The 13,749-nt window shown below is 67.5% G+C and carries 14 protein-coding genes; 5 read left to right on the top strand and 9 right to left on the bottom strand.

The window, feature by feature from the left end; genetic code table 11:
* The first annotated feature begins 128 nt into the window (after window positions 1–128).
* From ACRYLO_RS01875 to rsmA, 3 genes are read left to right on the top strand one after another with little or no spacing between them, the layout of a single operon-like run.
* Window positions 129–1,475: a peptidylprolyl isomerase gene (locus ACRYLO_RS01875; RefSeq protein WP_482658603.1), complete on the top strand. Its 1,347-nt coding sequence runs from the start codon at window positions 129–131 to the stop codon at window positions 1,473–1,475.
* 3 nt (window positions 1,476–1,478) lie between these two features.
* Window positions 1,479–2,501 (top strand): 4-hydroxythreonine-4-phosphate dehydrogenase PdxA, encoded by a 1,023-nt coding sequence (gene pdxA, locus ACRYLO_RS01870; protein WP_482658602.1) that lies wholly within the window; start codon window positions 1,479–1,481, stop codon window positions 2,499–2,501.
* A complete protein-coding gene (gene rsmA / locus ACRYLO_RS01865; protein WP_482658601.1) occupies window positions 2,498–3,313 on the top strand; it encodes a 16S rRNA (adenine(1518)-N(6)/adenine(1519)-N(6))-dimethyltransferase RsmA in 816 nt (271 codons plus the stop codon). The genes pdxA and rsmA overlap by 4 nt, the downstream gene beginning before the upstream one ends.
* A 109-nt stretch (window positions 3,314–3,422) precedes the next feature.
* Here the strand turns inward: rsmA and ACRYLO_RS01860 are convergent, their stop codons facing one another.
* The 9 genes from ACRYLO_RS01860 to ACRYLO_RS01820 form a co-directional block, all read right to left on the bottom strand.
* Window positions 3,423–3,929, bottom strand: coding sequence for a tetratricopeptide repeat protein (locus ACRYLO_RS01860; RefSeq protein WP_482658600.1), 507 nt, complete (start codon window positions 3,927–3,929; stop codon window positions 3,423–3,425).
* Between the two features lie 32 nt (window positions 3,930–3,961).
* Window positions 3,962–5,146 (bottom strand): RsmB/NOP family class I SAM-dependent RNA methyltransferase, encoded by a 1,185-nt coding sequence (locus ACRYLO_RS01855; RefSeq protein WP_482658599.1) that lies wholly within the window; start codon window positions 5,144–5,146, stop codon window positions 3,962–3,964.
* A gap of 9 nt (window positions 5,147–5,155) precedes the next feature.
* Window positions 5,156–5,686 carry a DUF4136 domain-containing protein gene (locus ACRYLO_RS01850; protein WP_482658598.1) on the bottom strand — a complete coding sequence of 177 codons (531 nt, stop codon included), beginning with the start codon at window positions 5,684–5,686 and terminating at the stop codon, window positions 5,156–5,158.
* A 22-nt stretch (window positions 5,687–5,708) separates the two neighbouring features.
* On the bottom strand, window positions 5,709–6,521 hold the full coding sequence (locus ACRYLO_RS01845; RefSeq protein ID WP_482658597.1) for a hypothetical protein: 813 nt from the start codon (window positions 6,519–6,521) through the stop codon (window positions 5,709–5,711).
* Window positions 6,522–6,601: 80 nt separating this feature from the next.
* The gene (locus ACRYLO_RS01840; protein ID WP_482658596.1) at window positions 6,602–7,612 is read right to left on the bottom strand and encodes a response regulator; all 1,011 of its coding nucleotides are present in this window, start codon (window positions 7,610–7,612) and stop codon (window positions 6,602–6,604) included.
* A gap of 17 nt (window positions 7,613–7,629) precedes the next feature.
* Window positions 7,630–9,219 (bottom strand): PAS domain S-box protein, encoded by a 1,590-nt coding sequence (locus tag ACRYLO_RS01835; protein WP_482658595.1) that lies wholly within the window; start codon window positions 9,217–9,219, stop codon window positions 7,630–7,632.
* Between the two features lie 271 nt (window positions 9,220–9,490).
* Window positions 9,491–10,948 (bottom strand): IMP dehydrogenase, encoded by a 1,458-nt coding sequence (gene guaB, locus ACRYLO_RS01830; RefSeq protein ID WP_482658594.1) that lies wholly within the window; start codon window positions 10,946–10,948, stop codon window positions 9,491–9,493.
* A gap of 98 nt (window positions 10,949–11,046) precedes the next feature.
* Entirely contained in the window at window positions 11,047–11,382 is a 336-nt protein-coding gene (locus tag ACRYLO_RS01825; RefSeq protein WP_482658593.1) for a hypothetical protein, read from the bottom strand.
* Window positions 11,382–12,209 carry an HpcH/HpaI aldolase/citrate lyase family protein gene (locus ACRYLO_RS01820; protein WP_482658592.1) on the bottom strand — a complete coding sequence of 276 codons (828 nt, stop codon included), beginning with the start codon at window positions 12,207–12,209 and terminating at the stop codon, window positions 11,382–11,384. Before ACRYLO_RS01820 ends, ACRYLO_RS01825 begins: the two co-directional genes overlap by 1 nt.
* Before the next feature lie 50 nt (window positions 12,210–12,259).
* Here ACRYLO_RS01820 and ACRYLO_RS01815 point away from each other — a divergent pair, with 50 nt between their 5' ends.
* Both ACRYLO_RS01815 and ACRYLO_RS01810 read left to right on the top strand, forming a co-directional pair.
* A complete protein-coding gene (locus ACRYLO_RS01815) occupies window positions 12,260–13,243 on the top strand; it encodes an SPFH domain-containing protein (RefSeq protein ID WP_482658591.1) in 984 nt (327 codons plus the stop codon).
* Window positions 13,243–13,704, top strand: coding sequence for an NfeD family protein (locus ACRYLO_RS01810; protein ID WP_482658590.1), 462 nt, complete (start codon window positions 13,243–13,245; stop codon window positions 13,702–13,704). The genes ACRYLO_RS01815 and ACRYLO_RS01810 overlap by 1 nt, the downstream gene beginning before the upstream one ends.
* Window positions 13,705–13,749: the final 45 nt, after the last annotated feature.

The following is a 13,749-nucleotide window of genomic DNA, read 5'->3' as shown; positions in this document are numbered from 1 at the left end:
CGCCTCTGATCCTCCCCAATCATGACCATTGCGGCGATAGATTACAGGCCGTAAGCCCCAGTTCAGGCACAATTGGCGATTACACGACCCCGATGAATGTATCGGACAGGTTTCAGGCACAGGTGAAAATGACTTCGAAAGTCGCGCGTTTCGGCCGGATTGCGGCCCTTGTTCTGGGTATTGCGGGCACCACCGCCATTGCGGCGCAGACCGTCGATGACGGGTCGGTGCCGTCGACGGCCAGCCTGAACCTGCCGGAAAATCTGCAGCTGTTCGGCAAGGCCGATCCCAATGTGCGCAAGCCCACGGCGATCGTGAACGGGTATGTGTTGACCCGCACCGACGTCGATCATCGCGTCAACCTGGCGATTGCGCTCAACCAGTGGAAGCTCTCCGACGCTGAGAAGGACCAGTTGCGCATGCAGGTGCTGCGTCTGTTGATCGACGAGACGATCCAGATTCAGCATGCCAAGGCGGAAAATGTGTCGATTCCCGCCGAGCAGATCGAGCGCAGCTTTGCGGGCATCGCGCGCCGCTATGGCCGATCGCCCGATCAGATGCGCGCCTGGCTGACCGAAATCGGTTCGTCGGAGCGGTCGTTCCGCCGCCAGATCGAGGGCGAACTGGCATGGCAGGCGGTGATCCGCCGCAGCGTCGGCCCGTTCATCAACGTGGGCGATTATGAAATCCAGCAGATCATCGATACGATCGAGGCGTCGAAGGGCACCAACGAATATCATCTGCGCGAAATCTATATTCAGGCGACTCCGGAACGCGCAGGCGAAGTGTTCCAGGCGATGCAGCAGATGATCCAGCAGATGCAGCAGGGTCGCCCGTTCGAATATTTCGCGCAATATTCCGACGCGACGACCAAATCGACTGGCGGCGACCTGGGCTGGGTCCGCGCCGAAATGCTGCCCGCATCGCTGTCGCAAGCGGCGCAGCAGATGCAGGTCGGTCAGGTGGCCGGCCCGATCGAAGTGCCGGGCGGCTTTTCGATCCTGTATCTGGTCGACAAGCGTCAGGTCGGCATGCCCGATCCGCGCGACGCGAAGCTGAGCCTGCGCCAGCTGACGGTCAAATTCCCGGCCGGCATCACCCAGGCCCAGGCCACCGCCAAGGTCGCCGAATTCGCCGCGGTGTTGAAGGCCACCAACGGGTGTGGCGCTGTGGGCAAGGCCGCCGAAGCGTTGGGCGCCGATGTGATCGACAATGATTCGGTGGTCGCACGCGACCTTCCGCCGCAGTTGCAGGACCTGATCCTCGGGCTGCAGGTCGGGCAGGCGACGCCACCGTTCGGGTCGCCGACCGATGGCATCCGCGCGCTGGTGCTGTGCGGGCGTGACGATCCCAAGACCGCCGCCGCACCCTCGCCCGACCAGATCCGCGACGGACTGGAAGAGCGCCGCACGAACCTGCGCGCCTCGCGCCTGCTCAAAGATCTGCGCCGCGACGCAATCATCGAGTATCGCTGAGCCGTGAGCGGCGCGCTGCGCCCGCTTGCGGTTGCGATGGGCGACCCGGCAGGGGTCGGCCCGGAGATTATCGGCAAGGCGTGGCGCAACCGCGAACTGCACGCGCTTGCACCGTTTTTCGCGGTCGGCGAACCCGGCGCAATCGCGGCGGTGTGGGACGGCCCGATGGCGCGGATCGGCAGCCCGGACGAGGCGCGCGGCGTATTTGACGATGCGCTGCCAGTGCTGCCCGTCGATTGCTCGGCGGCGGTCCAGCCGGGAGTGCCCGATGTCGCAGGTGCGCGCTGTGCGCTGAGCAGCCTGGAACTTGCCACGGGCCTTGCGCGGTCGGGTACCGCCGGTGGTCTGGTCACCGGCCCGGTGTCCAAGGCGCAGCTTTATGCGATCGGCTTCACCCATCCGGGGCAAACCGAGTTCGTCGCCGAACGCTGCGGCGTCGCGCCCGAAAATGCCGTCATGATGCTCGCCGGGCCGACGCTGCGCGTGGTGCCGGTGACGACGCATATCGCGCTGGCGGAGGTCGCGCCGACCCTCACCATCGCGCTGATCCTGGCCAAGGCGCGCGCCACGGCACGGGGCCTGGCCCGCAATTTCGGGATCAGCGCGCCGCGTCTCGCCTTTGCCGGGCTGAACCCGCATGCGGGCGAAGGCGGCGCGATCGGGCGTGAGGAGATCGACCTGCTGATCCCCGCGATCGAACAGCTGCGCGCCGAAGGCATCGATGCAACCGGGCCATTTGCGGGCGACACGATGTTTCATGCCCGCGCGCGCGCGACCTATGATGCCGCCATCTGCCTGTATCACGATCAGGCGCTGATCCCGCTCAAGACGCTGCATTTCGATGAGGGCGTCAATCTGACCTTGGGCCTGCCGATCGTGCGCACCTCGCCCGATCATGGCACCGCGTTCGGCATTGCCGGCACGGACATGGCCGAGCCCGGCGCGATGATCGCGGCGATCCGCATGGCGGCGCAGGCAGCGGCACATCGCGCAATGTATGATGCCGAACAGGCCGCGACCGCGTGACCAAGCTACCGCCGCTGCGTGAAGTGATTGCGAAACACGGGCTCTCCGCCAGCAAGGCGTTGGGCCAGAATTTCCTGTTCGATTCGCAACTGCTCGACCGGATCGCGCGGGTGCCGGGCGATCTCAACGGCGCGGAGGTGTTCGAGGTTGGCCCGGGTCCGGGCGGCCTGACGCGTGCGCTGCTGGGGGCAGGCGCACAGGTGACGGCGGTCGAGCGTGACCGCCGCTGTATCCCCGCGCTGGAGGAACTGGGCGAAGCGTTTCCGGGGCAGCTCAAGCTGATCGAGGGCGATGCGCTGGAGGTGGATGCCCCGGCGCTGTTTTCCGGCAAGCCGCATATCGCGTCGAACCTGCCGTACAATGTCGGCACGGCGTTGCTGGTCGGCTGGCTGTCGGCGCCGTGGGAGCCGTGGTGGGCGAGCCTGACGCTGATGTTCCAGAAGGAAGTCGCCGAGCGCATCGTCGCGACCACCGACAGCGATCATTATGGCCGCCTCGCGGTGCTCGCCCAGTGGCGCAGCAGCGCGCGGATCGCGATGCCGGTCCACCGCAGCGCCTTTACCCCGCCGCCCAAGGTGATGTCGGCGGTGGTACATATCGTGCCGGGCGACGAACCGCCGGGGGTGAAGTTCAAGGTGCTGGAGCGGCTGACCGCCGCGGCGTTCGGACAGCGGCGCAAGATGCTGCGGCAGAGCTTGAAGGCGGTGCCGGGCGCGGTCGAGGCGGCGGAAGCGCTGGGGATCGATCCGACTCGGCGCGCGGAAACGGTGAGCGTGGCGGAGTTTGTCGCGCTGGCGCGGGCGCTTTCTTAATCTCCCCTCCCGCTTGCGGGAGGGGTCGGGGGAGGGCCTGTTCAATCAGGCCGCACTCCCGGAGGACAGGCCCTCCCCTAGCCCCTCCCGCAAGCGGGAGGGGGACACTCTAGTTCTTCTTCTCTTCAGCCTTGGGAGCCGGCGCCACCTGCGCCGTCGCAGTCGCGGGCGGACCCTTGGCGATCGCCGCTGCCAGCTGGGTCGCGTCGGCGCAATTGCCGCACAGCGTCTTTAATCGCGCGAGATTTTCCCGGGCGCGTTCGACCGCGCCCTTTTGCACCATCGCCTCGCCCTGCCCACGCAGTGCAGCCTGGTCGTTCGGCTCGAGCGTCAGCGCTTCGCGGTAGAAGCGGATCGCCTTGCCCGGCAGGCCCTGGGCGCGGGCGATCTCGGCAAGCACAAGATAGCCGGCGCGGTTGCGCGGATCGACCGCGAGCGCGCTTTCGATCAGGCCGTTGGCGGTGTCTAGGTCACCGGCGGCGCGCGCCGCCTTGCCGCGATCGAGCAAAGCGACCGAGCGCGCGTCGATCTGGTCGTCGGCCCGCTGGGCGTTGAGCGAAGTCGAAACGCTGAGCAGCGCAAGGGCTGCGGCGGCCGACACGAGCGAGATACGCATGACAGTCTCCGGACGTGGAATGGACAGGGCTATCATGCGCGCACCAGCCGCGCGACAAAAAAGCCGTCGGTCGCATCGCGGAGCGGGGTGAGGCGCATGCCCGATCCATGCGGTGTGCCGAGCGGGAGCGCAAGCGGCTCCGCGCGGAAGGCGGGATTGCGCGCGAGGAAGGCGGCGACCTGATCCGCACCCTCGGCATCGAGCAAAGAGCAGACGATATGGATCAGCGCGCCGCCGGGGCGGACGAGCGCCGCGCCGACATCGAGCAACCGGGCCTGCGTTTCCACAAGCCGGGCGAGCCGCGCCGGGGTGAGCCGCCAGCGCGCCTCGGGGTTGCGGCGCCAGGTGCCGGTGCCCGAGCAGGGGGCGTCGATCAGCACAACATCGGCGCGCCCGGCCCAGTCGGCCAGCGCGTCGGCCTCCTGGTTGGGGTTGAGCAGGCGGGTTTCGACGATCTCCACCCCGGCCCGCACCGCACGCGGGGCGAGGCGCGAGAGGCGACCGCGGTCGCTGTCGCTGGCGAGGATCGTCCCCTGCCCCGCCATCGCCGCGGCGAGCGCGAGCGTCTTGCCGCCGCCGCCCGCGCACAAATCGACCACGCGCATGCCCGGGGTGGCGGCAGCGGCGAGCGTCACGGCCTGGCTGCCTGCATCCTGCACCTCGAACCAGCCCGCGTCATAAGCGTCGCTCTTGTCCACCTGTGTGTCGGCGGACAGGCGCAGCGCGAGATCGAGGCCGGGGATCGGCGCGGAGTCCGGGAAGATGGCGGCGATCTGGTCGCGGTCGGCCCGCAACGGGTTGACGCGCAGGTCGAGCGGCGCGCGGTCGAGCAAGGCGGCCGCCTGATCGCCGTCCACTCCCGATGCGGCGAGCGCGTCGATCAACCAGGCCGGAGCGACGCCGGGCGTGGCGGCGGGCTCACCGGGGGCGATCGGCGCAGCGCCATAGGCGGAGCCATCAAAGGTCGCGGCGAGATCGGGGTCGCGCGCGGCGAGCGCGAGCAGCGCGGCGCGGCCACTCGCCGGAACTTCGCCGCACAGCCGGATCGCGTCATAGACGAGCCCGCGGATCGCGCGGCGGTCCTTTGACCCGGCATAGCGCCGCGCCGCGAGTTCGCGCGCGATCAGCACGTCCGCCGACGCACCCCCGTCGCGCGCGGCGGCGATGATCGTGTCGAGCAGTTCGATGGCAGTGCGCGTACGCGCGGCAGGAGTCATTCCGGCGCTTTAGGGGATCGACAACGGTTCGGCGAGGGTCTGCGGGAACGCGCGGATGATCGCCGGGGCGAGCTTGGCGGCGAGCGTTGCGGGGACATCGGCACGCGTGCCTGCGGCCTGCGCGGTGAGGGCACTGCCGCGCCACACGATCTTTTCATCGGCGCGGCTGACCAGCTCGACGGTCAGCGTGGTGACGATCAGACCGCGCAGCTGGCGCTTGCCTGAGGGCAGCGCGACGCTGACTGCGCCGCCCCAATTGCCAAGGCCGCCCGACGCGCCCGGCTCGCGCCCGTTCGATGCCACCGCGCCGCGTTCGGCCCGGGTCACGCCGATCCGCGCGATGTAGCGCCCACGTGCCTGCGGTGGCAGCGCGGTGAAGCGTGCATCAAGCAGCGCCTGTTCGACCGCGTCGGCGAACACCTGACGGATTGCAGCCGGAGTGGCGTCATCCGCCACCGCCTCGACCGTCACCGTGCCGGGAGTCAGCGCCGGTGCCTCCTGAACGCCGTAGGCCAGCATCGCGAGGGCAGCAATCCACATCATCGATTTTCCTTTCTAACGCTTACTCGGCACGCACCGAGTCCAGTCCATAGTCGACCCGGATCCGAACCCATTCGCCAACCCGATACTGGCCACGCAGCCGGGGCGGGCGCACACGAAATTGCCAGGCGGCGGCGAGCCATGCGCGCCCGATCTGCGCGCCATCGGGATATTCGTCGATCAGCACGCAGCTGTCGACGCGATAATCGGCCACCGTCCGGCATGCGATCGTCGCCCAGCCTGGCGCGCGTGCGGTCGACAGATAGCCGCGCGTCTCGCTGTCATAGGGTTTGCGAAACCAGGAGGCGGCGTAGAGCGGCTCGCCATTGGGGCCGCGCCCTTCGACCCGGCGCGAGTCGCCGGGATCGGGGCCGGGCGCGGGCGGACCGGCGACGCGGCGCGCGGGGGCAGACGGCCCGGCGGCCGGGCGGCGGGGAAGCGTGCCGATATCGGGCATACGACTAAGCGGAATGTCGAGCAGTACGGGCGGCGCGGGTGCGGGGTCGGCGACCACCGGGTCGGGCGTCGGTGGTGTGTCGGCGTCACGTGGCTGGGCTCGCGCTGTGGGCTGGGCCACTGCGTCTGCGGGGCGAGCCTCGGACGGCGGCTCGGGCGCGGGTTCGGGTTCCGGGCTGACGCCGAATGTCGCGATCGGCACGGTCTCTTCGGGCGGGGTCAGGATGCTGGGCGCGAGCGTCAGCAACAGCAGCGCAAACAGCGCCTCGATCACCAGCGCCAGTGCGATCGCCATCGCGCGCGTGCCAAACCGCTCGCGCACGCGCTGAAGCAGCGGAGGCCGGTCTTCGGCTGGGGGCAGGACAGCGATACTCGACAAGGCGCGGTCGGATTGCCCGCGCATTGCGTCGAAATGATGTCGGGACTGTCCCCTCCCTTTCAGGGAGGGGAAGAAAGGCCCTACACCCGCTGCAGCATCGCGTCCGCAACGGCGCGCTCAAGATCGGCCTGGGTGAAGGGTTTGTTGAGGCGGAGCAGTTGCGCGGCGGCGTCCGCCGGGGTTTCGCCATAGCCGGTGGCAAGGATGATCGGCAGCTCGGGGCGCCGTTCGCGGACCTGTGCAATCAGCTCGGTTCCGGTCATGCCGGGCATCGCCTGATCGGTGATCAGCAGCGCGATATCCTCCCGCGCAGCCATTTGATCGAGCGCGGCTGAACCCGAGTCTGCCTCGATCACCCTGTGGCCCAAGTCGGTCAGCAGATCGGCGGTGTTCATCAGCACCAGCGGATCGTCATCGACAACCAGCACCACCAGTGCCCGCACGGTCCCACAGCCAGCGGCGACACGCGGCGCGGCAACGGCGGCACGCGTGCCATCGGGCGCAACCGGCAGCCAGATATGGGCGTGAGTCCCCTCGCCGGGCGCGCTTTCGATCTCCAGCATCCCGCCATTCTGACGGGCAAAGCCGTGGATCATCGACAGGCCAAGCCCGGTGCCCTTGCCCACCCCCTTGGTGGTGAAGAACGGCTCGGTCGCGCGGGCGAGCGTTGCGGCATCCATGCCCGTTCCCTCATCGCTCACCGTCATGCGGACATAATGGCCGGAAGTCAGGCCGCGCACCTCGCCGATCACCTCGCGTTCGACGCCGCGAATGCAGATGAGGCCCCCGTCGGGCATCGCGTCGCGCGCATTCACCGCCAGATTGACCAGCGCCATTTCCAGCTGGTTGACGTCGCCGGAAACGGCGGGCAGGCGATCGGGGAAATCCATCTCGATCCGCCACGCCGGCCCGATGGTGCGTTCGAGCAGACCGCGCATATCGGCGACCAGCGCGGGCACGTCGATCCGTTCGGTCTTGAGTTCCTGTCGCCGGGCAAAGGCGAGCATGCGCTGAGTCAGCGCTGCGCCGCGATCGGCCGCCTGCAGCGAATTGTCGATCAAACGGGTAATCTGGGCATCATCCTCAGGCATGCGTTTGCGCAGCAGGGTCAGGCGCTCATGATCGCCATCAGCAGATTGTTGAAGTCATGCGCGACTCCGCCGGTCAGCTGGCCGATCGCCTCGATCTTCTGGCTCTGGAACAATGCCTCGCGCGCCACTTCCAGCTCGCGCTGCGCCTCTTCGCGTTCGGTGATGTCGCGCGTGATCTTGGCAAAGCCGATCAGCTTGCCGTCATCGTCATGGATCGCGTCGAGCACCACGCTGGCGCGGAAGCGCACGCCGCCCTTGCGCATCCGCCAGCCCTCCGCAGCGAACCGCCCCTTGCGCCGCGCGGTTTCGAGCGCGCGTTGCGGCTCTCCGGCGGCGCGATCCTCTTCGGGATAGAAGGTCGAGAAATGCGCGCCCATGATTTCATCGGGAGCGTAGCCCTTGATCCGCTGCGCCCCGGCGTTCCAGCTGGCGACGACGCCGCCGGGATCGAGCATGTAGATCGCGTAATCGGTCACACCCTGAACCAGCAGGCGGAACTGGGTGCGGCTCTGCTCCAGCGCGGCCGCGCGTTCGTTGGCGCGGCTTTCGAGCTCGGCATTGAGCTGGCGTAGCTGAATGGCGGTCTTGCGCAGCTCCGCCTCGGCCGCCGCGCGCTCGACATGCGCCCAGCTGCGGTCGGTTACCTCGCGGATCAGCGCGACTTCATCGGCGGTCCAGACATGCGGTTCATTGTGGTGCGCCGCCATCAGCGCGATCAGCCGCCCGTCCTTGACCAGCGGCATGCAACAGGTGGCGGCAAGCCCGATCGCGGCAAAGGTCGCCGCTTCGTGCGGCGGCAACTCGTGCGCGATATCGTCGAGGATCAGCGGGCGTCCGTTATTGAGTTCGCGCACCGCCTGCGCGCCGAAGGCAGCGAGGCTGTAATGGCCGACGATCGATCGCGAGCCCGGCCGGGCCCAATCGCCACGGATCGTGAAGCCGTCGCCATCTGAATCCATATCGGCATAGGCGCAGTTGGCTGCGCCGAGCTGATCGGCGAGTTTGCGTGTGGTGATCGCCAAAATCTGGGCCGGGTCGGTCGCGTCGCCCGTTTCGCGGTCGAGCGCATCGAGAAAGCGCAGCCGTGCCTCGCTTTCGCGCAGCACCTGTTCCCCCTTTACCGATTCGGTTGTTTCGACGACGACCGCCATGACTCCAGCCGGGTGTCCATCATCCTCGAACACCGGCGAATAATCGAGATCGAGCCAGCAATCCTCGAACGTGCCGGTGCGGTTGAGCTTCAGCCTGTGGTTGCGATAGGCGAGTGTTCCGCCAGCGAGGCCGACGCGCATGACGTGCGCATTGAGGTCGGCTACTTCGGGCCACGCCTCCAGCACCTTCATCCCGAGCAGCCCGGGATGGCGTTCGCCGGCAAAGGCCGAATAGCCGTCATTATAGATGAGGTGGCCGTCTTCGCCCCACAGCATGACCAGCGCAACGGGCGAGTTGACCAGGAAGGCGACGATGCTGCGCAGGCTTTGCGACCATTGCTCGATCGCGCCGACACCGGTCGTCGACCAGTCATAGGCGGCAATGCGCGCGCCCATCTCGCCGCCATTGGCCAGAAATGCCGGGACGTCCGCCACCGGTGTCGCGCTGAATTCCACGCTTGCTCCGCCATTCCCCCGGCGATGCACGTGCATCGGCCCAGAGCAATCAACGCCGGCGCAAACGATCGGTTCCGGGCGGACTAAACTTCTGGGATTGCGCGGTTTCCGAGGCATCTCGCCGCGCTCCAATCCCTCCTGCCAGGGGGAGGTGTCAGCGCAGCTGACGGAGGGGAGGAAGCACGACGCGCGAGAGGGCATCGCCGTCCTCCCCCTCCGTCGCCTTCAGCGCCACCTCCCCCTGGCGGGGGAGGATAGGCTGGCTGACGTCTTAGCGCGTCGGGTAGTTCGGGGCTTCGCGCGTGATCGTCACGTCATGGACATGGCTTTCGCGCAGGCCGGCATTGGTGATGCGGACGAACTTGCCCTTCTTCTGCAGCTCGGGGATCGTTGCCGCGCCGGTATAGCCCATTGCCGCCTTGATGCCGCCGATCAGCTGGTGGATCACGTCCTTGGCCGGGCCCTTGAACGCGACCTGCCCCTCGATCCCCTCGGGGACGAGCTTGAGCTGATCCTTGATATCGCCCTGGAAATAGCGGTCGGCCGAGCCGCGGCCCATCGCGCCGACGCTGCCCATGCCGCGATAGGATTTGTACGCGCGACCCTGATACAGGAAGGTTTCGCCCGGCGCTTCCTCGGTCCCGGCGAGCAGCGACCCGACCATGCAGGTCGACGCGCCCGCCGCGAGCGCCTTGGCGAGGTCGCCCGAGGTGCGCAGGCCACCGTCGGCGATCACCGGCACGCCCGATTTCGCGGCTTCGTTGGCGGCGTCCATCACGGCGGTCAGCTGCGGCACGCCGACGCCGGCGACCACGCGGGTGGTGCAGATCGAGCCGGGGCCGATGCCGACCTTCACGCCATCCGCGCCCGCGTCGATCAGCGCGCGGGTGGCGGCGGCGGTCGCGACGTTGCCGGCGACGACCTGGACGCGGTTCGACAGCTTCTTCACCCGCTCGACCGCGCGGGCGACGTCCTTGTTATGGCCGTGGGCGGTGTCGATCACGATCAGGTCGACCTCGGCATCGACCAGCGCCTGCGTCCGCTCGAAGCCCTTGTCGCCCACGGTGGTGGCGGCGGCGACGCACAGGCGGCCCGCGCCGTCCTTGGTCGCGTTGGGATAGTTCACTGCCTTTTCGATGTCCTTGACGGTGATCAGGCCGACGCAGCGATAGTTTTCGTCCACCACCAGCAGCTTTTCGATGCGGCGCTGGTGCAGCAGGCGGCGCGCCTCCTCCTGCCCGACCCCGATCGAAACGGTGGCGAGATTGTCGTGGGTCATCAGCTCGCTGACCGGCTGTCCCGGATTCTCGGCAAAGCGCACGTCGCGGTTGGTGAGGATGCCGACCAGCTTGCCATCGGCTTCGGTCACCGGAATGCCGCTGATCTTGTGCCGAGTCATCAGCGCCTGCGCCTCGGCCAGCGTGCCGCTGGCGCGGATCGTGATCGGGTTGACGACCATGCCGCTCTCGAAGCGCTTGACCTGTCGCACCGCCTCAACCTGTTCATCGATCTCGAGATTGCGGTGGAGGACGCCCAGGCCGCCGAGCTGTGCCATGACGATCGCCATGTCCGCTTCGGTCACCGTGTCCATCGCCGAAGACAGGATCGGGATGTTGAGCGCCAGCGACTTGGTAACGAACGTCCGCGTATCCGCCATGCTCGGCAACACCTCGCTCTCGCCCGGATAGAGCAGAACGTCGTCGAAGGTGAGGCCGAGCGGGATATCCATGGGGTGCGCCAATGTCCTGAGTCGAGGATTGGCGGCCCATGTAACCGCGCTATGTGACGCGCGCTAGGGGGTGCTGCGTCGCAGCGCGGGACGCCGCATCAGCCGTTCAGTTTTTGCAGCCATTGCAGCGCCTGTTTGGGCTCGCCAACGGCATGCGAACCGACCTTGCCGCGCGATGCGAGAAATTCGGCGTGAAGGTCGAACGGCGGCAGCAACAGGCGTTCGCGCATCGCATTGATGTCGTCGCCCAATTCGGTCAGTTCGGCGACCATCGGTGCAGCGGCAGCCCGGCTGGCACGATCGTCATTGTGGCCGAACAGACCCCAGCGGCCGGCCGCGGTCACCTCCAGCGCCTTGATCAGCGCGGCGCGATACTCGGCCTCCAGCTCGATCCGGTGTTCGTCGAGCTTCGCCAGACGGTCCGCTTTTGCCATCAATTGTGCCCGCCCGCGCGCGCCAGCAGCGCCTTGGCGCGGTCGACGTGCATCTCCTCGATCATCGCATCCTTATAGCGTTCCGCGCCGCCGGAGAACGCCGCGACCAGCGCGCGTGCTTCTTCCAGCTCCGCCTCGGTCGGGTCGAACGCCGCGCGGGCGATATCGATCTGGTTGGGGTGGATCAGCGACTTGCCGTCGAAACCGAGCAGGCGGCCCTCGGCGCATTCCGCCGCCAGCCCTTCGGCATCGTCGAGGCGGTTGAAAACGCCGTCGAGCACCCACAGCTCACGCGCCCGCGCCGCCAGCACGACCAGCTGCAGCGACAGCGCCATCTGCGCGCGGCTCGCCGCCGGGGGCAGCTTGAGCGATGCGGCGAGATCATTGGTGCCGACGATCAAGCCGGCCAGCTCGACGCCCCAGCCGGTGGTGCTGGCGATCGGGCCGACATTCATCACCCCCGCCGCCGTCTCGATCATCGCCAGCACCGGACGGTCGGCGTAGAGCGCGGCATAGGTGATCGCCTCCGCCGTCTCGACCTTGGGCACGATGACATGGGTTGCGGCGGACTTCTTGACGGCCTTGAGGTCGGCCTTCCAGTGGTCGCTGTCCTTGGCATTGACGCGGACACCGAACGGGCGGTCGCCAAAGCCCTGGGTCGCCTTCACCGCCTCGCGCGCCGCTTCCTTGTCCTCGGCCTTCACCGCGTCCTCAAGGTCGAGGATCACCATGTCAGCGTTCAACCCTTTCGCCTTCTCGATCGCGCGGGCATTCGACGCGGGCAGGAACAGCGCGGTGCGCGGCGGGGCGTAAATCGCTTTGCTCATGGCCCCTCTATGCTAGGATCGGGGGAAGTAGGAAACCCAGGGGACGCGTGATGGAACTGACGGTCGGCGCATTTTTCATCCTGATGGTGCTGGTGCTGCTGTACCTGTTCGCCAGCATCAAGATCGTCCGCCAGGGCTATCATTATACGATCGAGCATTTCGGCCGCTTCACCACCGTCGCGCAGCCGGGGTTCAACCTCTACCCCGCATTCTTCTATCGCGTGGGTCGCCGCGTGAACATGATGGAGCAGGTGATCGATATCCCGGGTCAGGAGATCATCACCAAGGACAACGCCATGATCTCCACCGATGGCGTGGTGTTCTTTCAGGTGCTCGACGCGGCCAAGGCGGCTTATGAGGTGTCGGACCTGTATGTCGCGTTGCTCCAGCTGACGACGACCAACCTGCGCACGGTGATGGGGTCGATGGACCTCGACGAGACGCTGTCGAAGCGCGACGAGATCAATGCGCGGCTGTTGTCGGTGGTCGATCACGCGACGACGCCCTGGGGGGTCAAGATCACCCGCGTCGAAATCAAGGACATCCGCCCGCCCGCCGATATCGTCAACGCGATGGGCCGCCAGATGAAGGCCGAGCGCGAAAAGCGCGCCAACATCCTTGAGGCCGAAGGCAGCCGCCAGTCGGAGATTCTGCGCGCCGAGGGCCAGAAGCAAGCCCGCATCCTTGAGGCCGAGGGGCGCAAGGAATCGGCCTTCCGCGACTCCGAAGCCCGCGAACGCGCCGCCGAGGCCGAGGCCAAGGCGACGCAGGTCGTCAGCCAGGCGATCGAGAGCGGCGGCACCCAGTCGCTCAACTATTTCATCGCGCAGAAATATGTCGAAGCCATCGGCAAGTTCGCGACCAGCCCCAATGCCAAGACGATCCTGTTCCCGGTCGAGGCAACGCAGCTGATGGGCACGCTGGGCGGGATCGGTGAGCTGGCGAAGGAAGCGTTCGGCAAGGTCGATACGCCCGCCGCGCCGCCCGCACCGCAACAGCGCGTGCGTCAGTCGCCGTTCAAGACGGAGGAATGATGGACTGGTTTTCCGACCAGGCCGGCTTTGTCTGGCTGATCGTCGCGGCGTTGCTCGCGATTTGCGAGCTGATGATCCCGGGCGTGTATCTGACGTTCCTCGCGCTCGGCGCGGCGGCGACGGGCGTGCTGGCGCTGCTCTTTCCCGAGCTTGGCGCGATCGGGCAGTTTATCAGCTTTGCGGCATGGTCGACCGTCGCAGTGCTGGTCGGCAAGCGCTGGTACGGCGCGAACCCGGTGCCGAGCGCCGACCCCGACCTCAACAACCGCGCCGCACGAATGATCGGGCAGAGCGTCACCGTGGTCGACGCGATCAGCAGCGGCACCGGCCGGGTGCGCGTCGGCGACGGCGAATGGCCGGCCGAGGGACCAGACCTTCCTGCCGGGGCGAAGGCGCGGATTGCCGATGTGCGCGGCGGTGTCGTGGTAGTGGAAACCGTGACGGCGCTGCCGGCCGACTGATGCCCGCGCTTACCGGATTGAAGGAATTTCGCCGCTAATCCTGCG

It is taken from the genome of Sphingomonas sp. SDUR79 (genome assembly GCF_056821745.1).
The sequence above is the reverse complement of the archived record's forward strand: the minus strand, read 5'-3'. Positions and strand labels throughout refer to the sequence as shown.